The organism is Candidatus Bathyarchaeota archaeon (genome assembly GCA_026014465.1).
In the GTDB taxonomy this organism is placed as follows: domain Archaea; phylum Thermoproteota; class Bathyarchaeia; order Bathyarchaeales; family Bathycorpusculaceae; genus JADGNF01.
Window position 1 is genome coordinate 1,484,808 of sequence record JAOZID010000010.1, and the last position, 26,621, is coordinate 1,511,428.

General features: G+C 50.0%; 24 protein-coding genes. 16 read left to right on the forward strand and 8 right to left on the reverse strand.

Annotated elements, in window-relative coordinates; translation table 11 throughout:
• The 11 genes from NWF04_09790 to NWF04_09840 all read left to right on the forward strand — a co-directional run bounded on the left by NWF04_09790 (position 1) and on the right by NWF04_09840 (position 10,290).
• Positions 1–1,152, forward strand: a complete 1,152-nt coding sequence (locus NWF04_09790) for a hypothetical protein (GenBank protein ID MCW4006862.1) — start codon at positions 1–3, stop codon at positions 1,150–1,152.
• Positions 1,153–1,415: 263 nt separating this feature from the next.
• A complete protein-coding gene (locus tag NWF04_09795) occupies positions 1,416–2,207 on the forward strand; it encodes a 2-amino-3,7-dideoxy-D-threo-hept-6-ulosonate synthase (GenBank protein ID MCW4006863.1) in 792 nt (263 codons plus the stop codon).
• Complete coding sequence (locus NWF04_09800; protein ID MCW4006864.1) at positions 2,204–3,241, forward strand: 3-dehydroquinate synthase II; 1,038 nt, start codon at positions 2,204–2,206, stop codon at positions 3,239–3,241. The genes NWF04_09795 and NWF04_09800 overlap by 4 nt, the downstream gene beginning before the upstream one ends.
• Positions 3,238–3,900 carry a type I 3-dehydroquinate dehydratase gene (locus NWF04_09805; GenBank protein ID MCW4006865.1) on the forward strand — a complete coding sequence of 221 codons (663 nt, stop codon included), beginning with the start codon at positions 3,238–3,240 and terminating at the stop codon, positions 3,898–3,900. Before NWF04_09800 ends, NWF04_09805 begins: the two co-directional genes overlap by 4 nt.
• Before the next feature lie 3 nt (positions 3,901–3,903).
• Positions 3,904–4,761, forward strand: a complete 858-nt coding sequence (locus NWF04_09810) for a shikimate dehydrogenase (protein ID MCW4006866.1) — start codon at positions 3,904–3,906, stop codon at positions 4,759–4,761.
• A 6-nt stretch (positions 4,762–4,767) separates the two neighbouring features.
• On the forward strand, positions 4,768–5,643 hold the full coding sequence (locus NWF04_09815; protein MCW4006867.1) for a shikimate kinase: 876 nt from the start codon (positions 4,768–4,770) through the stop codon (positions 5,641–5,643).
• 3 nt (positions 5,644–5,646) lie between these two features.
• Positions 5,647–6,957 carry a 3-phosphoshikimate 1-carboxyvinyltransferase gene (aroA, locus tag NWF04_09820; protein ID MCW4006868.1) on the forward strand — a complete coding sequence of 437 codons (1,311 nt, stop codon included), beginning with the start codon at positions 5,647–5,649 and terminating at the stop codon, positions 6,955–6,957.
• Positions 6,935–8,044 carry a chorismate synthase gene (gene aroC, locus NWF04_09825; GenBank protein ID MCW4006869.1) on the forward strand — a complete coding sequence of 370 codons (1,110 nt, stop codon included), beginning with the start codon at positions 6,935–6,937 and terminating at the stop codon, positions 8,042–8,044. Before aroA ends, aroC begins: the two co-directional genes overlap by 23 nt.
• On the forward strand, positions 8,044–8,304 hold the full coding sequence (locus tag NWF04_09830; GenBank protein ID MCW4006870.1) for a chorismate mutase: 261 nt from the start codon (positions 8,044–8,046) through the stop codon (positions 8,302–8,304). Before aroC ends, NWF04_09830 begins: the two co-directional genes overlap by 1 nt.
• A 40-nt stretch (positions 8,305–8,344) precedes the next feature.
• Positions 8,345–9,415: a pyridoxal phosphate-dependent aminotransferase gene (locus NWF04_09835; GenBank protein ID MCW4006871.1), complete on the forward strand. Its 1,071-nt coding sequence runs from the start codon at positions 8,345–8,347 to the stop codon at positions 9,413–9,415.
• Complete coding sequence (locus NWF04_09840; GenBank protein MCW4006872.1) at positions 9,415–10,290, forward strand: prephenate dehydrogenase/arogenate dehydrogenase family protein; 876 nt, start codon at positions 9,415–9,417, stop codon at positions 10,288–10,290. Before NWF04_09835 ends, NWF04_09840 begins: the two co-directional genes overlap by 1 nt.
• Before the next feature lie 155 nt (positions 10,291–10,445).
• Here NWF04_09840 and pheA read toward each other — a convergent pair whose 3' ends face one another.
• From pheA to ilvB, 7 genes are all read right to left on the reverse strand, one after another.
• Positions 10,446–11,261, reverse strand: coding sequence for a prephenate dehydratase (gene pheA / locus NWF04_09845; protein ID MCW4006873.1), 816 nt, complete (start codon positions 11,259–11,261; stop codon positions 10,446–10,448).
• A complete protein-coding gene (locus NWF04_09850; GenBank protein MCW4006874.1) occupies positions 11,258–12,784 on the reverse strand; it encodes a 2-isopropylmalate synthase in 1,527 nt (508 codons plus the stop codon). The genes pheA and NWF04_09850 overlap by 4 nt, the downstream gene beginning before the upstream one ends.
• Before the next feature lie 7 nt (positions 12,785–12,791).
• The gene (locus NWF04_09855) at positions 12,792–13,829 is read right to left on the reverse strand and encodes an isocitrate/isopropylmalate dehydrogenase family protein (protein ID MCW4006875.1); all 1,038 of its coding nucleotides are present in this window, start codon (positions 13,827–13,829) and stop codon (positions 12,792–12,794) included.
• The gene (locus tag NWF04_09860; GenBank protein MCW4006876.1) at positions 13,826–14,323 is read right to left on the reverse strand and encodes a 3-isopropylmalate dehydratase small subunit; all 498 of its coding nucleotides are present in this window, start codon (positions 14,321–14,323) and stop codon (positions 13,826–13,828) included. Before NWF04_09860 ends, NWF04_09855 begins: the two co-directional genes overlap by 4 nt.
• Before the next feature lie 3 nt (positions 14,324–14,326).
• A complete protein-coding gene (locus NWF04_09865) occupies positions 14,327–15,592 on the reverse strand; it encodes a 3-isopropylmalate dehydratase large subunit (protein ID MCW4006877.1) in 1,266 nt (421 codons plus the stop codon).
• A gap of 224 nt (positions 15,593–15,816) precedes the next feature.
• On the reverse strand, positions 15,817–16,329 hold the full coding sequence (ilvN, locus tag NWF04_09870; protein ID MCW4006878.1) for an acetolactate synthase small subunit: 513 nt from the start codon (positions 16,327–16,329) through the stop codon (positions 15,817–15,819).
• Positions 16,330–18,033, reverse strand: coding sequence for a biosynthetic-type acetolactate synthase large subunit (gene ilvB / locus NWF04_09875; protein ID MCW4006879.1), 1,704 nt, complete (start codon positions 18,031–18,033; stop codon positions 16,330–16,332).
• 467 nt (positions 18,034–18,500) lie between these two features.
• On the opposite strand from ilvB, the gene NWF04_09880 reads away from it, so the two are divergent.
• The gene (locus tag NWF04_09880) at positions 18,501–21,116 is read left to right on the forward strand and encodes a cation-transporting P-type ATPase (GenBank protein ID MCW4006880.1); all 2,616 of its coding nucleotides are present in this window, start codon (positions 18,501–18,503) and stop codon (positions 21,114–21,116) included.
• Positions 21,117–21,142: 26 nt separating this feature from the next.
• On the opposite strand, the gene NWF04_09885 is transcribed toward NWF04_09880, so the two are convergent.
• Positions 21,143–23,299 carry an ABC transporter substrate-binding protein gene (locus tag NWF04_09885; protein MCW4006881.1) on the reverse strand — a complete coding sequence of 719 codons (2,157 nt, stop codon included), beginning with the start codon at positions 23,297–23,299 and terminating at the stop codon, positions 21,143–21,145.
• A gap of 267 nt (positions 23,300–23,566) precedes the next feature.
• Between NWF04_09885 and NWF04_09890 the strand changes: the two genes are divergently transcribed.
• The 4 genes from NWF04_09890 to NWF04_09905 all read left to right on the forward strand — a co-directional run bounded on the left by NWF04_09890 (position 23,567) and on the right by NWF04_09905 (position 26,616).
• A complete protein-coding gene (locus NWF04_09890; GenBank protein ID MCW4006882.1) occupies positions 23,567–23,971 on the forward strand; it encodes a putative metallopeptidase in 405 nt (134 codons plus the stop codon).
• Between the two features lie 113 nt (positions 23,972–24,084).
• Positions 24,085–25,713 carry a DNA topoisomerase I gene (locus NWF04_09895; GenBank protein ID MCW4006883.1) on the forward strand — a complete coding sequence of 543 codons (1,629 nt, stop codon included), beginning with the start codon at positions 24,085–24,087 and terminating at the stop codon, positions 25,711–25,713.
• 5 nt (positions 25,714–25,718) lie between these two features.
• Positions 25,719–26,003 carry a DUF167 family protein gene (locus NWF04_09900; GenBank protein MCW4006884.1) on the forward strand — a complete coding sequence of 95 codons (285 nt, stop codon included), beginning with the start codon at positions 25,719–25,721 and terminating at the stop codon, positions 26,001–26,003.
• A 79-nt stretch (positions 26,004–26,082) separates the two neighbouring features.
• Positions 26,083–26,616, forward strand: a complete 534-nt coding sequence (locus NWF04_09905; GenBank protein MCW4006885.1) for a hypothetical protein — start codon at positions 26,083–26,085, stop codon at positions 26,614–26,616.
• The last annotated feature ends 5 nt before the right edge of the window (positions 26,617–26,621 follow it).

Genomic DNA, 26,621 nt, shown 5'->3' on the forward strand with positions numbered 1-26,621 from the left:
GTGAACAAACTTGTTTCAAAAAACCTTTCTTTGGTCTTTCTTTTTGTAGCTTTGGCTGCGCTTTTGGTTTGTGCTTTGCCCTGTGTTGCGGTTGCAGGCTTGGATGATTCACCCGCTGAAGTCGATGAAGTTCTGGTTTTCCTAAATGACGTCGTTGGGTTAGACATGGAAAAATATGAGGCTACACTGAAAACAAGCTTCATACAAAACTACTCTGACATAGCCTTCATCGGTGATGTTGGGTATGTTGAAACCTCTGGTAAATACACTTTGCAGTACTGGGACGTGAAAGAGGAAAGCTACAGCCTCATCGATGCCGATTTTACTTTTGCTGACGACAAATTGGTCTCATGCCGTTTGAAGTTGCGTTCTGGTGAACCTTTGTATGCTAAACCCTTAGCTGTTGACCTGCCTGATGCTGCCTCCACGTTTTTAGACCGCTACGAAACATTCACTGCTGACGCCAACCTGCTCGACATGCAGAACATGCTAGACGGCATTGAAGCAAAAACAAACAAAACAACAACAAGCGATAATCTGCAGCTAGACATTGCTGTAACAGATTCTTCAACATCTTTTAGCTGGAACCCCTTCTTCAACGGCGTTACGTATCCTGGGCTTATCCTAAACTTTGAAGATAACATGTTCAAGTCCTTTGGCGATAACCGCTACACATACGAAATCGGAGACCCCACAGTAAACGTGCAAGAAAAACAGGCGATAGAAACCGCGTTAAACTGCGCCGCAGAATACTCATACATGTACGACGGCAAAGAAGTCACTGACTTTGAAATAGTTGAAAAACAAATCCTATCTGAACTGCGTACTCAAAGCCGCTATGCTGTGAATGATCTGTATCCGTTCTGGGCAATTTATCTGCCTTTGGCTGATATGTACCCCGGATTTGTCAGTGTGCTGCGCGTTGAAATTTGGGCTAACAACGGAGAAGTCATCACTTGCCAAGCACTAAGCTACGGCGGTCCAATTCCAGACAACTCCACCTCTGATCCTTCCGCTTCAACTGCGCCCTCGCCAACGAGCAATCAAACCAGCGCACCTGTTCCTTATGCAGTTTACATTGCAGCAGTTGTTGCCTTGCTCGCAATCCCCATAGCTCTCATCGCATTTGTCCTCAAAAAGAAAAGCCGATAGCATCACATCCCCCTCTTTTTATCTCTTCTCACGGCTTTCTAAATGCAGCAGTTGACATGGGGTCGGTGCGAGTCATTGTTTGAGCTGGTTGGGGCATTGTTTTTTCCGAAATGCTTTTCTTCAACGACATGTACAGGTCGTTTTGGGCGCGTGGTTGGGCTGAACGTGGAAAAGCGCTTGGTTTATCAGAAACTCCTTAAGGAGCCAAATGGATGAACACACGTCAACCCTTAAAGTAATGGATGTTAGGAGATTGGATTGCTATGAATGAGGGCAAGAAACGCCGTTTAAAACGAATCTTTAGGCAAGATAGCCGCACTGTCGTAGTGCCCATGGATCACGGTGTCACTATTGGACCTATAAAAGGTATAGAGGATATGCCGCGTATTGTTAAGTGTCTGTTGGAGGGTGGAACTGACGCTATTGTGGTGCATAAGGGTATAGCTAAGTCTGTGGATGCGGGCGCTGCAGGGCTTATTGTGCAGCTTTCAGGCGCATCTAACTTGAGTCCTAACTCTAACAACAAAGTACAAGTCTGCAGTGTGCAGGAAGCTGTGCGGCTTGGCGCAGACGCGGTTTCAGTACACGTTAACGTAGGCGCGCAAGACGAAGATAAAATGCTTGTGACATTAGGCAAAGTCGCCGAGGAATGCGACCTCTACGGCATGCCCCTGTTGGCTATGATGTACCCCCGTGGGCAACGAATCGCAAGCGAACACGCTCATGACGTGGTAGCTCACGCCGCGCGGCTAGGCGCAGAACTGGGCGCAGACATCATTAAAACCAACTACACAGGCGATGTTGAAACCTTCAAAACCGTCATCGAATGCTGCCCTGTTCCCGTTGTCATAGCAGGCGGAGCCAAAGCCACAACCCCAACTGACATCTTGGACATAACTTTCGAGTCTATTCAAGCAGGCGGCGCTGGCCTTTCCATTGGGCGTAACGTGTTCCAGCACGAAGACCCAACCGCCATGGTCAAAGCGCTCTCAGCAATTGTCCATGAGGACATGCCTGTGGCGAAAGCCAAAAAACTGCTCGGTGAAGAAGAATGAAAGAACTTTGGAGTCAAATCCCCCAAGACGCAACCGACAAAGACAAACTGCAAAAACTAGCCCAGCAAGTAAGCAACGTCATCGTCGACGGAGCGCAAGCAACAAACACGCAGACCTTTGAGGTTATCGCGGTTCTTGACGGTTTTGACCCCGAAGCAATTGTTGGGCTTAAACGTGACGGCAAACAAGTCGCCCTCAAAATCACCATAAAAGGCAAAGAAGACGAAAACAACGCCGTCAAAGCAGCAGACCTCAACGCGGATTACATCATCATAGACTGCATGGACTGGCGAGTTATCCCCTTAGAGAACCTTATCGCCAAAACCCGCGGTAAAAGCCAACTCATCGCCCAAGTTTCCAACGCCCAAGACGCCCAACTCGTCCTAGAAACCTTAGAGCTAGGAACCGACGGCGTCTTACTAGTTACCTCTGACCCTGAAGAGCTAAACAAAACCGCCGCTGCCATACAAAACCAAACCCCCACCCTAGAGATGGCAACCGCCAAAATCATATTATCCAAACCCATCGGCACGGGCGCGCGGGTCTGCGTGGACACCTGTGACCTCATGGTGCAAGGCGAAGGCATGCTAATTGGTTCACAATCGGCGGGGCTGTTCTTGGTAGAAGCTGAAGTCCACGAAAACCCCTACGTGGCGTCGCGTCCCTTCCGCGTGAATGCTGGCTCGATTTCAATGTACACGTTGGGGTCGCTTCAAAACACGCGTTACCTCTCCGAACTCAAAGCGGGTGATGAAGTCATCATCGTAAACCGCGAAGGCAGCACCCGAACCGCCAACGTTGGACGAATAAAAATCGAATTCCGCCCCCTCATGCTCATCGAAGCCCAAACCCCAGACGGCAAAGTAATCAAAACCATACTGCAAAACGCCGAAACCATCCGCGCCGTAACCCCAAACGGCTCCACCCCAGTCACCCAACTCAAAGCGGGTGATGAAGTCATTGTCCACTTAGCCGCAAAAGGCGGCAGACACTTTGGCATATCCGTTCCCGACGAAACGGTGATAGAAAAGTGAAACCTCAAATCTGCGTGTCGACTCTTCCCAAAACCATAGCTCAAGCCCTAGCGGCAGTTGAGGCGGCAGAAGAAAACGGCGCAGATTTCGTGGAAATCCGATTAGATAACCTGCAAACCTTAGATGGGCTGCCTGATATTGTGGCGTGTGGCAAGTTGCCCAAGATAGCAACCGACAAAAACGCTGACCTCACCCCTGAGCAGTGGCAGAAGCGTTTGTTTGCGGCGGCTAAAGCTGGCTTTGACTACGTTGACGTGGAACTATCCACCCCAGAACCCGCAGAAACCGTCAAGCAGCTCAAGACGTTGGGCGCAAAATGCATAGTCTCGTCCCACAACAACCACGCCTCATTTCCAGTTAACCAGCTAAACAGCATCCTCGAAAAACAACTCTTGGCGGGCGCGGATGTATGCAAAATCGTAACCACCGCAACCCACACAAACGACAACCTCGAGTTGCTCCAGTTCACCTCAGAAGCCTCCAAAAACGCCAAGGTCGTCTGCTTCGCGATGGGCGAGTTGGGCAAGATTTCGCGTTTGCTCTCCCCCGTGTTTGGCGGCTACTTCACGTTCGCAGCGTTGGAGGGGGGTAGCCAAACGGCTCCTGGGCAAATGTCCCTGCAAGAGATGCGGTCTGCTTACTGTTTGCTGGGTCTTTAGCTTATGAATTTCACTGGGAAAACCCGTTTGTACGGCGTTATAGGCGACCCCATAGAGCACTCGCTAAGCCCTGCCCTGCAAAACGCCGCCTTCCACGCCCTGCAGCTCGACAGCGTCTTTTTAGCCTTCAAAGTCGCCCCAAACCAAGTCTCGGAGGCTCTTAACGGAATGCGCGCCCTAAACCTTGGCGGCTTAAACGTAACTATGCCCCACAAAAACGCGGTCATACCCTGCCTTGACGAGGTGGATGCTACCGCCGAGTTTCTTGGTTCCGTAAACACGATACGAAACGAAGCGGGCAGGCTTAAGGGTTTTAGCACCGACGGCGAAGGAGCTAAGCGGGCGCTTTTGGAAAACGGCGTGGAGCTTGACGGCAAAAAAGTGGTGCTGCTTGGAGGGGGCGGCGCAACCAAAGCCATAGCTTACGAGCTTGCCAAAGTCGTTGACCAACTCGTCGTGCTTAACCGAACTGCCCAAAAAGCCCAAGCCATAGCCCAAAACATCACCAACGCCTCAGGCAAACAAATCACAGCCAACTCACTAACAAATAGCAGCATCAAAACTGCCCTCCAAGACGCCCACATCCTAATCAACGCAACCTCCATAGGCATGCACCCCAACCCAAACCAAACCCCCGTTCCCCCCGAGATACTCAGGTCAGATTTGGCAGTCATGGACATTGTTTATAATCCTGTGGAAACCCAGCTTGCCAAAGCGGCTAAGGCGGCGGGCGCGAAGGTGGTTAGTGGAGTGGAGATGCTTTTGTATCAGGGCGCGGCAGCCTTTGAAATCTGGACTGGCAAGACAGCACCCGTTGAAGTTATGAGGCAGGCTGCGTATCTTCAACTTAACAGTAGGTGACACAACGTGGGGGCAAAACAAGCTAAAGCTGTAGCGCATGGCGCCGCAACCATAATCAACGCCATAGCAACAGGGTCAGGTGCAGCTTTTGGCGTAGATTTGTGGACACAGGCAACAGTCAAACTCACAGACGAGCCCCATGTCGTTACGGGAAAAATTCTCTCTGACGCCAACGAAAACACCGCGCTAATTGAACACGCTACGCGCAGAGCCCTAAAACACTTTGGCGCGCAAGAGCAGTTTGGAGCCAAAATCGTCACGGAGTCAAACATTCCTGTAGCGCGTGGACTAAAAAGCAGCAGCGCAGCCGCCAACGCCACCGTCCTAGCCACCATCGCCGCTTTGGGTGAGGAGTTGGATGATTTGTCGGTTGTACGTTTAGGCGTAGACGCCGCGTTTGACGCGAAGGTTACGGTGACGGGCGCGTTTGATGATGCTTGTGCGTCGTATTTTGGCGGCGCAGTCGTAACCGATAATTTAGCTCGCGAGCTGGTTTCGCGTGTGGAGTTGCCAGAGGATTTGCAGGTTTTGTTTTATGTGCCCGCCAAGAAAGCTTACACCATCAATTCTGATGTTGCTAAACTCAAAACCGTTGCGCCCCTCGTCCAAGTTGCCTACAAAGAAGCCCTCAACGGTAACTTTTGGACTGCACTCTCACTTAACGGGTTAATCTATTCTTCTGCGTTGGGTTTTGATGTTTCTGTTGCGTTGGCTGCTCTTGACGCTGGAGCTGTCGCTGCTGGGCTTTGTGGCAAGGGTCCTTCGGTAACTGCGGTGGTCTCCAAAGATACGTGCGGTGCGGTGCGGTCTGCTTTTGAGGGTTTTGATGGTGAAGTTGTTTTGGCGGGGCTAAACAGTAAAAAAGCACAGGTTGTTGGTTAGTTTATGACTGATATGATTGTTAGGCGTACTGAGGCTTTGCGTGGTGAAGTTTGTGCGTCTGCTTCGAAGGCTTATACGCAGCGTATGCTCATAGCGGCGGCGCTTTCACAGGGAACCTCCAAAATCTCTAATCCCTTGCTCTCCGAGGATACCCAAGCAGCTATACGCGCCGTTACGGCTTTAGGCGCTAAGGTGAAGACTTCTCAGGCGGACTGCTGGACAGTAGAAGGCGCCAAAGAACTCAAAGGAGCCTCCAAACCCATTAACTGCGGCGAATCAGGCGCAACACTGCGTTTCATGATACCCGTAGCCGCACTAGCACCTACGCCTTCCACCTTTAGTCTAGGCAAGGGCTTATCCAAACGTCCCGTTGAGCCGTTGTTGGATTGCCTCAAACAACTTGGCGTCAAATCCGAAGTCAAAACCGTGCGCGGCAGAGTCTCTATTCACGTTGAAGGCGGCGGCATACAAGGCGGCAAAGCAACCCTGCCTGGCGATGTTAGCAGTCAATTTGTTTCAGGCTTAATGTTTGCCTGCCCCCTAGCAAAAGCCGACACCGCCCTTACGCTTTCCACGCCTCTTGAATCCAAGAGCTACGTGCTCATGACAGAAAACGTGCTCTCCAAACATCAAATCACTGCCGACATAGCTGAGGACTTTAGCAAAGTAAAAATCCCCGCAAATCAAACCTACAAGCCCCAAGACGCAAGGGTGCCAGGTGATTTTTCTTCCGCAGCTTTTCTGCTCTGCGCAGCCGCAGTAACCAACTCAACTGTTACCGTGAAGAACCTGGATTTTGCCTCCGTGCAGGGTGATAAGGCTATTATGCGTATACTGCAGCTTATGGGCGTTAACGGCAAAGTCTGCCAAGACTCTATCGAGATAACTGGGCAAGGAGAAGAGGGCTTGAAAGTTTTAGATGTAGACGCTCGTGATATTCCCGACCTCGTACCCGTATGCGCGGCTTTAGCTTGCTACGCCAACGGCGTCTCTAAAATTCATGATGCGCAGCGTCTGCGCCTAAAAGAGTCCGACCGCCTCAACTCTTTGTTTGTGGAGCTGCAAAAAATGGGTGCCGTCATCGAAATGGACGAGAGCAGCCTAACCATCAAAGGTCCCTGCAAGCTTCACGGCGCAACCCTAGACCCCCACAACGACCACCGCATAGCCATGGCGTGCGCAGTCGCCGCTTTAGGCGCAAAAGGCGAAACCGTAATCCAAAACGCCCAATGCGTTAGAAAATCTTATCCGCAGTTCTTCACAGATTTACGGTCATTAGGAGCTGATGTTGATGGCGGGGAATTCGATAGGTAAAGAATTCGTGGTTTCTTCTTTTGGGGAAAGCCACGGCAAACAAGTAGGCGTCCTTATAGACGGCTGCCCAGCGGGACTCGCGTTTGCTGCTACGGATGTTCAGGCAGATTTAGACCTGCGAATCCCAAAGCAAAACCCCAACCTCTTCTCTAGCCGCGTAGAAAAAGACACCGCGCAGATTCACTCAGGCATTTTTAACGGCTTCACCACAGGCGCCCCCATCTGCATAACGGTTGAGAATCGGCAAACTAACTCCCAAGACTACAGCCAACTTAAAACTCTGCCCCGACCCGCCCACTCCGACTACCCTGCAAGCATCCGCTACGGCGGCTTCAACGACTACTGCGGCGGAGGAAGATTCTCAGGCAGACTCACCGTAGCCCTAATCATGGCAGGCTCTCTAGCTAAAAAACTGCTCAACCAACACGGCATACAGGTTTTAGCTTACACAAAAGCTATCGGCAAAACCGAGTTAACCCAATCAGCAACGCCCGAACAAATCAAAGCTGGAAAGTTTGATTCTGCGGTTAGGTGTCCTGACTTGACTGTTTCAAAGCAGATGGAAGAGCAGATTCTGCAAGCGCGTGAAGCTGGCGATAGTGTGGGTGGCGTGGTTGAGTGCGTGGCGGTGGGTGTTCCTGCTGGCGTGGGTGAGCCTTTGTGTGATGCGTTGGATGCTGATTTGGCAAAAGCGTTGTTTGCAGTTCCAGCCATAAAGGGCGTTGAGTTTGGCGCGGGGTTTGCAGCCGCAAAAATGCTTGGCTCACAGCACAACGACAACTACACCGTTGCAGACGGAAAAGTCTCAACGGTTACCAATAATGCAGGCGGCATCCTTGGCGGCTTGTCTTCGGGCATGCCTATTGTGGTTCGAGTCGCGGTTAAGCCTACGCCTTCAATTGCCAAAGAGCAGCAGACCGTGGATTTATCAAACCTAAAACCGTCAACGTTGCGAGTTGGAGGACGCCATGACCCTTGTGTGGTGCCTAAAGCCGTGCCCGCAGTGGAAGCGGTTGTGGCAGTAACCTTAGTTGACCACCTAATCCGCGCAGGAGTTATGCCTAAAGTTGTGGGGGCAAAGCCGTAATGGCTGACCTCAAGCAGTTGCGCATTAGAATTGACGCAGTGGATAAGCAGCTTTTGGATTTGTTGTGCGAAAGAGTAAAAATCTGCCGTGATATAGGTTGTGTGAAGAAAGAGCAGGGTATACCCGTGAGGGATGCTGAGCGTGAACGTAACGTTTATCTGCGCATCCGCGAGCAAGCCGAGGTTTTGGGTTTAGACCCCATGCGGGTTGAAGCGATGTACCGCGAAATAGTTAATATGTGCAGTTCTGTTCAGGAATAAAGAACCTGCAAATTTACTCTTAACGGAGAATCAGCCAAGAATGTTGTATGAAATAAATGAGAAAGCCCTAAAACTTGAAAGTGAAGGAAAAAAGATAATCCGACTAAACTTGGGCGACCCCGACATGCAAACGCCCCCCCAAATCGTAGAAGCCGCCTACGACGCCATGAAACAAGGCAAAACCAAGTACTCCTCCTCGTTTGGCGAAAAAAAACTACGCGAAGCAATTGCTCAAATCCACGGTGTCTCAGCCGACAACGTGGTGATTATGCCTGGTTCGAAAATGGGTATCTTCTCTACCATGTACTTGACCATGAAAAGCGGCGGAAACATTGTTGTTCCCACTCCTTACTGGACAGCTTATGCTTTGATGGCGAAAACCTTGGGTGCAAAAACCAAGCTGCTGCGCGCTGAGATGCAAGATGGCTGGAACGTGGATTTAGAGAAACTCAAAGAAACAATTGACAGCGAAACCCGCATGATCATACTAAACAACCCAAACAACCCCACCAGCAAAGTCATGGACACCAAAGTTTTAGACGGCATCGTAGACATCGCCAACGATAAGGGCGTTACGGTTCTCTCCGATGAGGTTTACAGTTCTATAGCTTTCACCCAAACCAAAAGCATCACAGAGTATGAGGGTAACCACGTGCTTTCCAGCGGCTTTTCCAAAGCCTTCTCCATGACCGGCTGGCGAATTGGCTATATCATAGCAGACAAAGACCTCGTAGGCAAAATCACCAAACTCAACCAGATAACCATAAACAACGTGCCCCTATTCATCCAAGAAGCCGCCATGAAAGGTTTAGAGTTGCGTGAGCAAATCGCCGCAGACATCAGAAACGAATACAAACAACGAGCCGACCTAGCCGCCCAAACCTTATCCAAAGCAGGCTTCTCATTCACACAACCCGACGCGCCCTTCTACGTGTTCCCCAAACGCGACGGCTTAAACTCAGAAAAATTCGTCTTCAGCTTACTTGACAAAGGCGTAGCCATAGCCCCAGGAACCTCCTTTGGCGACTATCCTGAGCACTTTCGCATCTCGCTAACCGCCCCCATTGACGAGCTCAAAGTGGCGTTAGACAAAATCTGCGAGGCGCCTTGATGAAAACCGCGGTTTTAGGCGCGGGAAAGATGGGTGCTTGGTTCGCTAACTACTGTAAACAAGCTGGAGATAGCGTCGTTTTGGCTGACCGCAAACAAACCAAACTCGACGCGCTTCCCCAAGACCTTGGCGTGGAGTTGGAAACCGACTTTACCCAAGCCATCCAAGGTGCTGACCGCATCCTCATCTGCGTTTCCATTAGCGCGTTTGAGGAAGTCATAAAAAAAATCAGCCCCGCCCTAAAACCAAACCAAGTCGTCATGGACATCTGCTCGATTAAAGATTACCCCGTCAAAGTGATGCATGAAAACATCCAAACCGCCCTTACCCTTGGTACGCATCCCGTTTTTGGACCTGGCAGCCACGGCTTAAAACACAAAGCCTACATCCTAACACCCACCAACGATGCTGAGGCACAGTACGCAGAAAAATTCAAGAACTGGCTACAGAAAGAGGGCGCCAACGTTTTTGTCATGTCCCCCAAAAAACACGATGAACTCATGTCCATGGTTTTGGGGTTGCCGCATTTTCTGGGGTTAGTTGCCTGCGAGACATTGTTGGAGCAACCAGCGTTTTCGGAAACCAAGCAGGTCGCGGGAACCACTTACCGCATGCTCTTCACCTTAGCCGAAGCAACTGCCATGGAAACCCCCGACGTCTACGCCAGCTTGCAAACCAAACTCCCCGAACTTAGCGCTTTAGAAGACCAGTTCATAGCCAAAGCCCAAGCATGGCTAGACATACTCAAACAAAAAAACCCAAAAGCCATAACCGAGCACATCGAACAAATCAAAGCTAAACTGCTCCAAACCGACCCCGAATTCGCAAAATCCTACCAAACCATGTACAAAATGCTCGAATCCACCGAAAACTAACCGCCGCAAACAAGACTTTTTACGACTTTCTACACCTTTTTGCGCCTTTTAGAGACGCAACTAAACCCCAAAACAGGCTTAAAAACAAAAACACAGCCCAAAACGAGTGGTTCTGAAAACGGGGGGAGGGGCTATAGAAACGCGGGAAAGAAGGGTTAGGTGGCTTTGGGGTAGGAGCCTAGGATTTTGATGAAGGCGCTGTGTTGTTTGAGGGCTTGGAGGGCTTGTGCGCATTGGGGTTCTGTGTGGTGTCCGTTGAGGTCGAGGTAGAAGTTGTATTGCCAGGGGGTTTGTTTGGTGGGGCGGGATTCGATTTTGGTTAGGTTGATGTCGCGTTTGGCGAATTCTCCTAGGGCGTGGTAGAGGGAGCCTGGGGTGTCGGAGGCTGAAAATATGATGGAGGTTTTGTCTTTGCCTGTGGCGGGTGCGTCTTTTTGGGAGAGTACGAAGAAGCGGGTATAGTTTTCTTTGTTGTCGGCTATGTCGCATTTGAGGATTTTCATGTTGTAGAGTTGGGCGGCTCTTTGGCTGGCGACTGCGGCGGCGTTTTGTAGTTTGTTTTCTTTGAGCATTTTTACGCTGCCTGCGGTGTCGTAGGTGGGGACGAGTTCGCGTCCAAGCTGTTCAAGGTACTTGCGGCACTGCGCTAAGGCTTGGGGATGAGAAAAAACCGTCGCTACCGCGTCAATTTCTACGGTGGGGTTAGTTATGAGGCAATGGTCGATTTTGACGATGACTTCGCCGCAGACCTTCAAATCGTAATCCAAGAACAAATCATAGTTTTGGTTTACGCTGCCTTCCAAACTGTTCTCCACAGGAACCACGCCAAAGTCTGTTTGCTGTTTTTGGACGTTTTCGAACACGTCGCGAAATTCGCGGCACGGTTTCGCCTCTGCTTGGGCACCGAAGAACTGGTAAACTGCGCTTTCACTGTATGCGCCTTGTTCACCTTGGAAGGCTACCTTTGTCACTTTTTGTTTCCCTGCTTACGATTTTTAATCAGGCACTTGTTTATCCCGTTAATCATTGCTTCTACGCTTGCCATAACGATGTCTTCTCGGGCGGCGCGCGCCGAAACTACTCTGCCATGTTCGTCTTCAACTTTGATAACGACCTCTGCAACGGCGTTAGAGCCTCCTGTTATGGCTTCTATACGGTACTCGTTTAAGCGGATTTTTTCCATGCTCTGCGTGACTTTAGTTATGGATTTTAACACGGCGTCTACGGGACCAACACCTGTTTCTGCTGCTACGTACTCTTTACCATCAAGCGACAGCCGAACCGACGCGGTGGGCAAGACTTTCACGCCTGTCATGACCGCCAAATCGCATAGGTCAACGATTTTTTCTTCAGCTATAACCTCACCCATGACTGCGGACGTTAGTGCGAGTAAGTCAGCGTCAGTAACCATCTTGCCTTTATCGCCTAGGTCTTTGACGCGTTTGACAATTTCTTTGAGTTGCTCTTCGGTGGGGCGAATGCCAACTTCTTCTAGCTCCGCTTTGATGCCCCGCGTGCCTGCCAGTTTGCCTGCAACGAGTTTTCGGGTGCGTCCTACGACTTCGGGTGCGATGGGTTCAAACGTTAGGGGTTTTTCGGTTACTCCGCGGGTGTGGATGCCTGATTCATGCGCGAAAGCGTTTTCGCCTACTATGGCTTTGTTGGCTTGTACCATCATGCCTGTTAGGGCAGCGACCATGCGAGAGGTGCTGTAGAGCAGCTTCATGTTGATGCCTGTTTTGTACTTGTAGAGCAAGTTCAGGGCAACGGCGACTTCTTCTAGCGAGGCATTTCCTGCGCGTTCGCCTAATCCGTTTATGGTGCAGTGAACTTGGGTTGCGCCTACCTCCACCGCAGCTAAGGAATTCGCGACTGCCATGCCAAAGTCGTCGTGGCAGTGAACGCTAATGGGAACAGACGTGACGGTTTTGATGTCCTCAATGAGTTGGCTCATGGTTTTGGGTCGCATGGTTCCGACGGTGTCGGGCACATTTAGCCTATCCATGCCTGCGTCTTGCGCGGCTTTGCAGACCTGTTTGAGGAACGGTAGTCCGGAGCGGGTGGCATCCATGGGGGAGAACTCGCAGGTTAAGCCGTGGTCTTTAACGTACTGCACAGAATCTGCCGTTGCGTCTAGCACCTGCTGTGGTGTCATGTTTATTGCGTACTGCATCTGCACAGGAGAAGTTGAAATAAACACGTGAACCGTATCCACGTCGCAGTCAAGCGCCGCGTCAATGTCTTTTCGGTTACATCTGGAAAGCCCACAAACTTCAGAATCCAACTTGGCTTTCATAATCTCTTTGATGACCTTTTTTTCACCATCAGATGAACCTGGAAAACCCGCTTCTATAGCATCCACGCCAAGCAAACTTAGCTGCCGTGCAATTTCGATTTTATCTTCAATGGTAAGCGAAACCCCCGGGGTTTGCTCGCCGTCTCTTAAGGTTGTGTCAAAAATTCGGATATAAGGGGGGGAGGTTTTGGGATTCATTGTTTATTCAACCGGTCTTTTGCACTATCGCTGCGGCGATTGCTTCTGCCATGCCCACGGTGGTCTTGTTTCCACCTAAGTCGGGAACGGTGTTGCCGCTGCGTAGTGTTTCAACTACTGCATCTTCTATAGCGTTCGCTGCGTTTATGCATTTAGCATCACTATGTTTCTTGCCTAGCCACTGTAGCATCATTTTGGCGGCTAGAATCATGGATAGCGGGTTTGCGGTTTGTTTGCCTGCGCGGTTGGGTGCGGAGCCGTGGATGGGTTCAAAGAGTGCGAAGTCGTCGCCTACGTTGGCGCCTGGAGCCATGCCTAAGCCGCCGACTAGCTGGGCTGCTTCATCGCTGAGTATATCGCCAAACATGTTACAGGTGCACAGCACATCGAAGGTTTGGGGTTCTTTGATTAGGCGCATGGAGGCAGCGTCGACGTATAGTTCGTTGAAGGTTATGTCGGGGTACTGTTTTGCGACTTCACGGCATACACTGGCGAAGAGGCCGTCGGTTACGCGCATGACGTTGGCTTTGTGGATGGCGGTGACTTTCTTTTTGCCGTTGCGTAGCTTGGCGGTTTCAAATGCTTTCTTAGCGATGCGTTCGCAGTTTTTGCGGGTAATAACCCTAAGGCACAAGGTAGTGTCGTTGCCTATGGTGGTTTCTAAGCCCTTGTAGACGTCCTCAGTGTTTTCCCTAACAAACATCATGTCGATGTCGGGTCGGGCTGCGGCTGCGGCGGGGTATGTTTTGATGGGACGCAAGTTAGCGTAGAGGTCAAACATTAACCGTAGTTTGACGATGACGTCTGCTGCGGTTTCGCCTACGGGGCCTTTGAGGCATGCGTGGGATTCTTTGATTTTCTGTACGCTGTCCTCAGGTAGGGGAACGCCTCTTTTTTCGTTGCAAATGTCGCCTGCTTCGGCGTAGATGACTTCAAGTTTTAAGCCGAATTTTTGTTCTACGGCGTTTAGGATTTTTAGGGTGGCTTCGGTTAATTCTGGTCCGATGCCGTCGCCTTCGATTACGGATATTTTGTATTCATTCATTGCTTGTTCAACCTCTTTCGTAGATTTTCAATTAAGCCTCCGTCAGTTAGAATCGTCATGATGAACGGAGGAAGCTTTGTTCCTGAAAGACTCTTATTTTGGGTCACGTTTTGGATTTTGCCTTCTTCTAAGTCCACAACTAAAACGTCGCCCTCTGCTACCGCCTCTGAGATGCCTTGGCATTCAATCACGGGCAAGCCGATGTTTATGCTGTTTCGGAAGAATATGCGCGCAAACGACTCTGCTAACACACATTTGACGCCTGAGTGCTTCAAAGCTATGGGCGCTTGCTCTCTGCTTGAGCCACACCCAAAGTTTTTGCCGCCCACAACTATAACGCCTTCCTTGGCTTTTGCGGGAAACTCCGCGTCCAAACCTTCCATGGCGTGCTGGGCTAACTCGGCAGGGTCAATTAGTGAGAGCCATTTGCCTGGCAAAATCACGTCTGTGTCAATGTTAACTCCGAATTTTATGGCTTTTCCTTTAACTTGCACCTTTTATGCCTCCAATTTGCGCGGGTCAGATATTTTTCCTGTTAACGCTGAAGCGGCAACGGTTGCGGGCGAGGCTAAGTAGACGCTGGCGTCTTTGCTGCCCATTCTGCCAATAAAGTTCCTGTTCGACGTGCTCACGCAAGCTTCGCCTGCTGCTAACAAGCCGATGTGACCGCCTAGGCAAGGTCCACAGGTTGCGCCACAAACCAGTGCGCCTGATTCCGTGAAGGTTTCAACTAGGCCTTCTTTGATTGCTTGGGCGTAGACTTCTTGGGACGCGGGAATTATCAGTGCCCTGACGCCTGATTTGACTTTTTTGCCCTTCATGATTTGCGCGGCTGCTCGTAGGTCTTCTATGCGTCCGTTGGTGCAGGAGCCGATGAATGCTTGGTTAACTTCTATGTTGCCAACTTCCGAGACAGGCTTGACGTTGTCTACTGAACTTGGACAGGCAACTTGAGGCTCCAAATCTGCTACGTTGATTTCCACGGTTTTCTCGTAAACCGCATCCGCGTCGCTTTGCAGAGATTTGATGGTTTCTTGTGCATCTGGGATTCTGCCATTTAGGAACTCGACGGTTTTTTGGTCGGGTGCTACGATGCCGTTTTTAGCGCCCATCTCTACTGCCATGTTGCACACAGTCATCCTGCCTGCTACGCTCATGTCTTGCATGGTTTGCCCTGTGAATTCTGCACTTCGGTAAATGCATCCGTCTACGCCGACTTTGCCAATAATGCTTAGGATGAGGTCTTTGGCTGTGACGTATTTGGGGAATTGTCCTTCTACGTTAAATTTGATGGTTGGAGGAACTTTGAGCCAGATTTTTCCTGTAGCAAATACGGCGGCTGCTTCTGTGGAGCCTATGCCTGTTGCGAATGCACCAAATGCGCCGTAAGTGCAAGTGTGTGAATCTGCGCCCACCAGTAAATCGCCTGGTTTTACGTGTCCTTTCTCGGGCATGACTTGGTGGCATATGCCGCCTTCGCCTACGTCGTACATGCGTATGTTTTGCTCTTTTGCGAACTTGCGTAGCATCTTGTGCAACTCTGCCATCTTTACCGATTCAGCAGGGATCTGATGATCTAGGATTATGACTACTTTTTTGTTATCCCAAACTTTGCTTACGCCTATCTTCTTGAAGGATTCAATGGCTAAGGGTCCTGTCAGGTCGTGAACCATGATGACGTCGACGTTTGCGTCTACGATTTCATCTGGCTGCACCAAGGTTTTGCCTGCAGCTTTAGCCAAAATCTTCTCGGTTATGTTCATTTGTTTTCCTCTTTGGTTTTTTCTAAAGTGAGTGTTCACTTTCTCTCTCTGTGTTTTTCTTTGTTCTTACGCCGTGGAATTAAGTGTTTCTCTGAATAATAGCATGTTGAGATGTTGTATTCGCTAATCTTACGACAAACACGCTGCCGTAATGACCGCGCCTGCTCAACGCCTAAGAAATAGTGGAAACAAAGGAAAGAGATGTTGGGTGTTGTTTTGGTGGCTTAGATGTTGTTTTTGATGGGTTTGGGTCCTCGTGACAGTGCGGTTATGCCTGTTCTTGCGAGTTCGATGACGCCAAAGCTGCTCATGAGGTTTAGGAAGGCGTCGATTTTGTCTGGGGTTCCTGTGATTTCCACCATCAAGCTTTCGCGGGCAACGTCTACGACGCGTCCTCTAAAGACGTCTACGCAGCTGGTTATGTTGGGTATTTCTTTGATGTCAGGCACGTGGACTTTGACGAGAGCTAACTCGCGGATGACGATGTTGCTTAAGTCTAACTCGGCGACTTTGACTACGCACACGAGTTTGTCAAGTTGTTTTACGACTTGTTCAAGGGTTTTCTCGTCGGCGTTGACTGTTATGGTAATTCGCGAAAGCTCGGTGTCTTCGGTTACGCCAACTGTTATGCTTTCAATGTTAAAGTTGCGTCTTCTAAACAGGTTCGCGATGCTGTGAAGAACGCCTGGCTTGTTTTCCACAAGCGCTGAAACTACTCGGTTTTGTGTGCTTTCCATTTAGTAGTCCCCCATCTGTTGTGGCAAACCGCAGCCCGGAGGCACAAATGGCACCACGTCCTCTTCAGAGCCAATGGGTACATCAATTACTGTGCTGACTTTGCTTTTTAGTGCTTCCTTAACCGCTTTCTGGAACTCGCTAATGGAACCCACGCGGATGCCCTGTGCGCCGTAAGCTTGAGCTAGTTTGACAAAGTCGGGTGTTTTGCCTAGGTTAACTGCCATGTAGCGTTTCTTGTAGAGCATTCGTTGCCACTGCGCGACCATGCCCAGCACTGAGTTGTTTAGGACTATGACGGTTACGGGTATGTCTTCTGCAACTGAACAGGCAAGCTCTTGCTGAGTCATCAGGAAACTACCATCGCCCGCGATGTCCACTACCTGCCTGTTTGGGCAAGCTACTTTTGCGCCCAAAGCTGCGGGGAAACCAAAACCCATAGTTCCCAAACCGCCAGAGCTAATGAACGTGCGCGGCTGTAGCGATTTGAAGTACAGCGCAGACCACATCTGGTTTTGCCCTACCTCAGTTGTGATGATGGCGTCGTCAGGCAACAAACTGCGTAGCTTGGTTAGCAAAGCTTTGGGCGTTACGTCTTTGGGTATGTCAACTAGCAAGGGGCTAAGCTGCTCTTTAGCTTCTTTCACGCGCTTAGACCATGCAGTGCCCGCTGTTTTCTTTAGCTTCTTAGATAACGCCGCATGTATCATCTGCATGACTACTTTTGCATCTCCAACCACAGGCACATCAACATCTATGTTCTTGTTAACCTCTGCGGGGTCTATCTCTACGTGGATTTTCTTTGCGTCAGGCATAAACGTGTCTAAGTTCGTGGTGGCTCTGTCGGAGAAGCGGGTTCCAACTGCCAAGAGCAAGTCGGCTTCGCACAGGAGCTTGTTTGCAGCTGGGTTTCCATGCATACCTATTGAACCTACCGAAAGTGGATGGATTTCAGGGAAACTGCTTTTGCCCATGAACGTCGTGGCCACAGGCGACATCAGGAGCTCTGCCATCTGCAAGAGTTCATTTGAGGCTTCAGAGCTTATAACTCCTCCTCCCGCAAGTATGATGGGTCTTTCGGCGTTTAGTAGCAGGTCTACGGCTTGGCTGATTTGCGCCATGTCAGGTTCAACTTTGGGGTTGTAGCCTTGTGTGTCAATCTTGTTGGTGAACTCAACCTCTGCGGTTTCTGCCTGCGTATTCTTTGGCAAATCAATCAGCACCGGTCCTGGCCTGCCAGTGGTTGCTATGTAATAAGCGGTGTTTACGATTTTGGGAATTTCCGCGGCTGCTCGGACTTGGTAGTTGTATTTGGTTATTGGGGTTGTTATGCCGATGATGTCTGCTTCTTGGAAGGCGTCTTTGCCTATCATGTAGGTGGTGTTTACTCCTTTGGAGGGGACTTGACCTGTGAGTGCAATGACGGGGGAGGAGTCCATGTGGGCGTTGGCTATGCCCGTGACCAAGTTGGTTGCTCCGGGTCCTGAGGTTGCCATGCAGACGCCTACTTTTCCGCTGGCTCGGGCATATCCTTCGGCGGCGTGAACTGCGCCTTGCTCATGCCTTGAGAGTATGTGCCTAATCTTTGAGCCACATAAACCATCGTAGATGGGCAGCACAGCTCCTCCTAATATGCCGAAAATATGTTCTACATTTTTACGTTCTAACGATTCTATTAGGGCTTTTGCACCTGACATTTTAGACATACTTGTTGCACCTTCTGTTACCTATGACAATTTGTTCTTCTGGGGCGAATGATTCAAGAAATAATGCTGTTTTGTTTGGTTGTTTAGAGGAAAGCCTGGACAAAACGACGAACGAATACTGTATTGAGGTGACAATCCCTCACGTTCTTTCCTCCAATTAACAGGGTTTTCCTAAATAACACCCCCAGATGAAAAATAAAAAGATTTTGGTTCCCCATTGGAGCCCTGCTGCTTTGGAGGCGCTGGTTATGGGTAAACTTTATGCTTTGCTTTTCAATTTGTTACGGGTGGTGCTTGTTGGTTTTGTTTGGCGAGATGGTTTTTCAAAGAAAAGTTGCCGTGTTTTTCTTTTACACATCTGCTTCTCGCCAAAGCCGTTTTTGGTTCTATAAAAAACTCTTCTGCTGGCTTGTGGAGCAAAAACCTAAAACCTCTGCACAATACAAAAAGCATAGGCAGGTGAGCAAATGAGCGGTGGTTATCATGCAAAACAAAAACACAAAGTTCTCGCGGAGGCAGGTGTTGACCCAGAGCGCGGACTAAGCAGCCAAGAAGCCGCCGCCCGCCTAAACCAGAACGGACCCAACCTCATAGCAAAGGAGCACCACATCCGTTTCCTAAGCATCTTGCGTGAAGAAATCACCGAGCCCATGATACTTTTGCTCATAGCCGTAGGCGTACTCTACAGCATCTGGGGCAGCATAACCGACACCCTAACAATCCTCTCAGTCATAGTTATCCTTGTCTTGGTAGAGGTCTACAACGAGTACCGCGCCAAAAAATCCATAGACGCCCTCAAAAAACTTGCTTCCCCAACCGCCACCGTGCTACGAAACGGACAAGCCACCGAAATCCAAACCGCCAACATTGTCGTGGGTGACGTTTTGCTTCTTAGAGCAGGTCAGAGGGTGCCTGCGGATGCGCGGCTTTTGGACGCTTACGGCTTAGAAGTTGACGAATCCTCCCTCACTGGAGAGTCCTTCCCCATAGCTAAAGACGCCCAAGCTGTCATGTCCTCAAAGACCATTGTGGCTGAGCAGCAGAACATGGTTTTCTCAGGAACCATCATAACCAAAGGTCAAGCCAAAGCTCTTGTAATTACAACCGCCGCCCAAACAGAGCTAGGCAAAGTCGCCGACATAACCAAAGCCGCCAAGGAACCCAAAACACCCCTGCAACTAAGCATGAAGCAACTCTCCAAAGCGTTGGTCTGGATTGCCCTTTTCTTTAGCATACTCGTCCCTTTGCTGGCGTTCATACGCGGCTTACCCGCTGAAGAAGCCATACTCTATGGACTCTCGCTCTCCTTTGCCACCATACCCGAAGAGCTCCCCATTATAATCACCATGGTGCTGGGCGTAGGCGCTTTCACGTTGTCACACAAGAACGCCGTAGTTAAACGCCTCAGAGCCGCCGAAACCTTGGGCAGCACAACCGTAATTGCTTCCGACAAAACAGGCACCCTAACCCAAAGCAAAATGAACGTAGACAGCATGTACTTTGACGGCAAATTCACCCGCAAAAGCGAGTTTGGAACAAACCAAAACGAGGCTCTTAAAACCGCCTTGCTCGCCAGCGACTCACTGCAAAACGTTACTGGCGGCTCGTTGAGTAATCCGATGGCGCAGGCTCTTCTGGAAACTGTGCAAGCAAACGGCGCAGACCTCAAAACGCTCCAGAAGACATGGCGGCTGCAAGGTGAACTAAGCTTTGATAATAAACGCAAACTTGCCTCCTACATCTACCAGTTAGGCGCCAACTCTTTTGTGCTCCTATCCAGCGGTGCCCCCGAAAACATCCTAGCCAACTCTTCCAAGTTGCTTCTACGCGGCGAAGAAACCAAAATCACCCCCGAAATGCGCAGTTACCTTGACAAAGCCGTCTTGGGCATGGCAAAAATGGGACAGAGGCTCTTAGCATTTGGCTACCGCAGAATCACCCCCGAACAAGCCAAAAAACCCCAAGACCTCGAACACGACTACGTGTTAGTAGGAATCCTTGGCTTTGTTGACCCTCCCAGAAAAGAAGTCCAAGAAGCCATCCAAACCTGCAAACGCGCAGGCATCAAAGTCTTGATGATTACAGGCGACCACCCCGAAACCGCCCGCGCCATCGCAGGACAAGTTGGCATAAACAACGCCAAAGCCCTAACGGGAACCCAAATCGGCGCCCTAACCGACACACAGCTTAAGCAGGCACTGCAAACCATACAAGTTTTCGCCCGAACCACTCCGCAAGACAAACTCCGCCTCGTTAGGTTGCTGCGGGAAAACGGCGAAATAGTCGCAGTCACAGGAGACGGCGTAAACGATGCCCCCGCACTCAAAGAAGCCCACATAGGCATAGCCATGGGCATACGCGGAACCGACGTAGCAAAAGAAACCGCCGATATGGTTTTGGCTGATGATAACTTTGCAACCATAACAACCGCCATCAAGGAGGGCAGGAAAATCTTTGCGAACCTGAAAAAGGGCGTACGGTACTATCTTGCCTGCAAAATCGCGTTAGTCCTAAGCTTTTTGCTGCCGTTGATGCTTGGGGTGCCTTTGCCGTTTGCGCCTATCCAAATAATTGTGCTTGAACTCTTCATGGATTTAGCTGCATCCGCAACGTTTGTAGCTGAACCCCAAGAACCCCGCGCCATGCAGACCCCACCCCTAAACCCGCGCGATCGCTTCCTAAACCGTAGCCTGCAAAAAACCCTCCTAATAGGCGCCCTAAGTCTGTTCACGGCAGTTTCCATTAGTTACCTTTACACATGGTACACCACGCAGGACTTGGTTGTGGCGCAGACAGCCGCGTTTGCCGCTTGGATGATTGGACACATATTCCTTGCTTTGAATTTGCGTTCTGACAGTGAACCTTTGCTGAAGCTGGGCTTTTTCTCAAACAAGCTCATGCTGATCTGGGGACTGCTCGCGGTATCCACTCTGCTCGTAGCAACCAACCTGAGCTTCATGCATGAAGCCCTAAAAATAACCAGCTTAGACCCCGCACAATGGCTCTTAGTCTTTGGCGTCGCATTCGCCGCAACATTCTGGATGGAACTTAGAAAACTCCTAACCAAAAACAAGCCCAAATAAAAAAAGAAAAAGGAAATGGGTGGGGTTTAGGGGTAGACGTAGGTTCCTTCTAAGTCGGTGTTGAAGAATCTTTGGAAGAGTTCTTGGTGTACGGCGACGGGGTCTATGTCGGTGAAGAGGTCGGGTTGGAACCATTTTGCCCAGTATAGTAAGCCGACGGGCCATTGGATGCCGCTCATGGTGTCTGCGTCGAATACGTAGACTTTGCCTTGTTGGACGGCTTTGGTGTCGACTAGGCCTGTGCGGGTTTGTAGTTCGTTGACGGTTTCTTGCATGATGGTTAGGTTGCAGTCGGCGTGGCTGATTCTTTTGACGATTATGTCGGGGTTTGCTTCAAGCACGTATTCGGGGCTTAGCGAGGGGTAGGTTACGTCGGCGTTGTTGGCGAGGTTGAGTCCGCCTGCGATGTAGATGTTGTCATGTGTTGCGGTTCCGTTGGATACTGACTGCCAGGGGTTGCGCCATTCCATGTACACTACGGGTTTGTCTTCGTCGGCTACTTGGCTTATGCGTTCATTAATCAAGTTGACGTAGTGCTGTGTGAACTCTGTGACTTCGTTGGCTTTGCTTCGGGCGTTAAAAATCATGCCCGCATCTTCTATGAAACCCGTGACCTGCGCGGGGTCAGCCGTGTTGACCTGAACCACTTTGATGCCTGCGTCCTCTATGATTTGCCTGTTCTCCTCTTTGAGCATCGAGTCCGCGAACACCAAGTCAGGCTCCAATTCAAGTACTAGCTCTAGCACGGGCGAGTATGAGCTTCGTCCTACCACGGGCAAATCCAGCACCGCGTCAGGAAAAACAGAGTTTTCATCGCGGCCAACAAGGTAGTCTTCACATCCAAGCGCCGCCGTGATGATGGTCATGCCTGAGTTCATGGTGACCACGCGGTCTACTGGCGCGTTTAGGGTTACTTCGTAGCCTAAGCCGTCAACGAGCGTGAGCAGGTCGGGGTACGCGTAGGTGGTGTCTGTGGTTACGTTGAAGAATTGCTCTAGCAGGTCATGGTTGACGGTTGCGGGGTCAATATCTGCAAAGAGGGTGGGGTGGAACCATTTTGCCCAGTACAGCAACCCTACGGGGTAGCGTAAGCCTTGGAAGACTACGGAGTCATAGGTGTAAACGCGGTCGTTTTTAACGGCATTCACATCGCTTAGCACGTTGCGTCCCATGAATTCGTCGCGGGTGGCTTTGAAGCCTGTGAGGTTGCCTTTGTGTTCTTTGTTAATCATCAAGACCGCTACGTCGGGGTTTTGCTCCACCACGTATTCTGCATTCAAAGTTGGTGAGGAACCTGAAACGTTTGTTGCAATGTTTACTCCGCCTGCGCTGATGATGTTTAGGTTTGCGCCGCTGCCTTCACCAAAGCTTCTCCATGTGCTGTCCCACTCAATATACACCAAAGGTTTCTCTTCTTCTGTTAGGGTGGCTATGCGTTCGTTTACGAGGGTTTCGTATGACGAGATGTACGCGGTGATTTCGTCGGCTTTGTCTTGTTTGTCAAAAATTAGGCCGAAGCTGTTTATGCACTGGTTTATTTGGGTGAGGTTGTTGGTTAACTCTATCATTACGGGTATGCCTGCGTTTTGTAAGGCGGTTAGGGCGTCTTGGTTGTATGAGAGCATGGTGTCTGCGATTAGCAAGTCAGGCTGTTGCTCTACTATTAACTCCAAATTCGGGCTATACGAGCTAGACGCCACAACAGGCAACTGCGCGATGTCTGCGGGGAAAAGCGAGCTTTCATCACGCGCAACAATTTGCCCCTCACAACCCAAAGCACACAAAAGCTCCGTCAAGCCAGGGTTCAAACTAACCACACGCTCCACAGGCAAAACAACCGTAACCTCAGCGCCCGTACCATCCACAACCGTCAACGTCTCAGGCTCAGGAGGGCTGGACGGGGTAGCTGACGGCGTGGGTGAAGCTGCAGGTGTGGCTGAGGGCGTAGGCGTTGCTGTGGGTGTTGGTGTCGCGGTTGGCGTGGCTGTTGCCGTAGGCGTTGGGGTTGCTGTGGCAGTTGGCGTAGGCGTTGCTGCTGTGGTCGCTGTGGGTGTAGGTGTGGCTGAGGGCGCGGGTGTTGGTTCAGTTTCAACTGAAGCTAACCAGCTGTTTGCGCCGTAAGCGGCAACGCAGACAACAATTAACGCGGCTACAACTGCCAAGACTTTGACGTCTCTTTTCAAGAGTTGTCGCCTCCGTATTGGCTCCAAAACGTTTTGCTTTCAAAACAAAAGCCTTTTCCAGATGTGTCCTTTAGCTTTATCATTTCTAAATCTCCTTTGTGGTTGGATTATCCAACCTTAACGGGGATATAAACCTAGCTTAACCCAAAATCAACAGAAATTGAGAACCCGTTGTGTAGCTGGCTTCTTCACGTTTCTGCCCTTTGTGGTTTGGGATGGAAAAGTTTTAACTTTGAAGCGGGTACTCCATATTCAAGAGGATGTGGTATGCCTATCAAGTATTATCCTGCTCCTGAAATCAAGAGGCAGGTGGATCAGTTGGCGGGGGAGTGTGGGTTTTTTCATGTGGTTCCTCAATTTGTTTTTTGTGTGCGTAGCAAAGGCAGCAAGGCTAAGCGTACGATTGCGCGGATTCACGGGTTGGGTAAGCTGTGGCAGGGCGTTTTGAATATGCCTGCCGCGTACACTATAGAGGTGGTTTCTGAAATCTACGATAAACTCTCTGATGAGGACAAGGAAAAAACTCTTGTTCACGAACTCATGCACATCCCCGGCGGCTTTTCAGGGGGCTTTCGTCCCCACAAAGGCTACGTGGAGCGCAAAATGGTCGAGGAAGTCTACGCCAAACTCAAACTTGAACGCGCCCGCAAACGCTCCCAAACCCAACTATAACCAGCTAACCCCAATTACATACTGAAAGTTTTTAAGCGAGAACACCAACAAGAATGAAAAGAGCCCAAAAACAGCAAAGTTTCCACACCAACTCCTAGACGAGATGGCAACAAATGAAACACGTTCTAAAAAGCCTAAAACACAACGGAATCTACGTGCCCCCCTACGACTACAAAGAATTCAAAATAACCATCCAAAAAACCCCCATAAAACTCACCCCAAAAAGCGAACAAATGGCTCTAGCCTGGATACGCAAACGCCAATCTGTTGCTTCCCCGCCCGACAAGGTTTTTATGAAAAATTTCATGCGAGAGTTTTTAGAGCAAATTAAACAGGAAAACCCTTCCCTGCAGTTTCTGGAAAACTTTGCCTCAACTTATCTAGAAAAAATTGAAAATTACGCGGGCACTGACTTTTCCGATGACAGCGCCCCTATTCATAAGGACATAGATTTCTCTCAGGTTTCCCGCTATGTGACGGAAGAGCGCGAACGTAAAGCTAACATGCCCAAAGAAGAAAAGAAACAGTTGGCTGCCCAGCGTAAAGAGCGTCGTGAAGCCCTGCGTGAAAAATACGGGTTCGCCGAAGTAGATGGGCAACGATTGGAGGTTGCTAACTGGACTGCTGAGCCCTCTTGTTTGTTTGCTGGACGCGGCGACCACCCCCAGCGCGGCAGATGGAAAGAAGGCCCACGTGAAGAAGACATCATCTTGAACCTCTCGCCTGACAGTCCCCGTCCTGCGGGAAACTGGAAAGAGGTAGTCTGGGAAAAAGACAAGATGTACGTGGCGAAGTGGCAAGACAAACTCACTGGCAAAATCAAGTACGTCTGGTTTTCGGATACGGCGTTTTTGAAGCAAAACCGCGAGAAAGAAAAATTCAAGAAAGCCGACACTTTAGGCAAGCAAATTGCCGCAGTTGAAGCTCACATCCTAAAGAACCTTAACGCCAAGGATGAGACCCGCCGAAAAGTTGCAACGGTTTGCTGGCTAATTTTCAACCCGAACATGAGGGTAGGGGACGAAAAAGACCCCGACGAAGCTGACACTGTTGGCGCAATTACCCTGCGGGCTGAGCACATAAAAATCGAAGGCAACATCATCCACTTCGACTTTTTAGGCAAGGACTCGGTGCGTTGGGTCAAGCATGTTCCTGCTCCGCCTGAGGTCATCAAAAACATCCAGTATTTCGCCAAGACCAGCAAGGAGTACCTCTTTGAAGGCATAGACTCCAAAAAAGTCTCACGGTTCCTTAGTGAGAAGATGCCTGGGTTAACGGCGAAGGTGTTTCGTACTTGGCGTTGCACAAAAACCGTGCGTGAGTACCTCAAATCCAGCAAAGTCTCCAAAAAAGATGCTGAGCACATCAAAAAATTCCACGCCAAAATGGCTAACCTCAAAGTCGCCGAAGTCGCCAACCACAAACGCAAAATCCCCCCCACCTTCGAAGACCGCCTAGCCAAGAAAAAAGAGAAACTCCAAGACCTCCAAAAACAACTCAAAGAAAAGAAAGCCCAAGGCAAAAAAACCGACTCGTTAGTAACGCGCATCGAAAAAGCCAAACTCGACATCGAACTAACCGAACTCACCCGCGAATACAACCTAGGCACCTCACTAAAATCCTACATCGACCCCATGGCATACGTCAAATGGGCAAAAACCGTAGACTTCTGCATAGACAAATTCTACCCACAAACACTGCGCAAAAAATTCAGCTGGGCCATAAAAAGCAAAGACGAGTGAACAGTGTGAGCTTAACCCAAACCAAAGACGGCGCTCTCTTAACGGTTTACGTGAAGCCCAACAGCCAAAAATTCCAAATAACCGCTGAACCCGAACAAATCGTAATCCACTGCACTCAAGAACCCGTCAAAGGTAAAGTCAACAAAGAACTCCTCAAAAACCTCAGCAAAATCTTCCAAACCCAAGTCGAACTCGCCCAAGGTGCAACCTCCAAACAAAAACAACTCCTCCTCAAAAACCTCACCACCGACCAAGCCCAACAAATCCTCTCCGAGCAACCCAAAACGTAACATTTACTTTGCAAAGCACTTCATTTCTGGGTTGGTTTGGGTTGAAGGTTTTTCGCCTGCATTATGAGAAGTGAATGTTATGGAATCTGGGAAGCAGCAAAAGATACAGCCTGTTGCGTTGGCGTATGAAGTGCGTAGAGCTGTTTGTGAGATTTTAAACAAGCCTTTTACAGAGCGAATAGACCATCAGGTTTTCAGACCCGACAAGAAAGTTTTGGCTCTTTGGGCTGCAGACTGTGCTGAGCATGTGCTTTCCTATTTTGAAAACGAATGCCCCAACGATAACAGACCTAAAGAAGCTATTCAAACATGCAGAACCTATGCAGATACTGGAGTCTTTAAGATGCAGGTAATACGCGGAGCTTCCCTGTCAGCTCACAACGCTGCCAAAGCCGCAAAAAATGCCGATTCAAAATTCGCTGCCCACGCTGCTGGCCAAGCCGTAGCAACCGCGCACGTTCCAACCCACGCCTTAGCCGCCTCCGTATACGCCATAAGAGCCGCAGCCTCCCATTCAGGCATCGCAGACGATGGCTTGGTCAAAGAACACAACTGGCAACTAAACCGCCTGCGCAAGTACGCCTGCAACCCTCGAGGTACATTCGCGGATTAGTGATT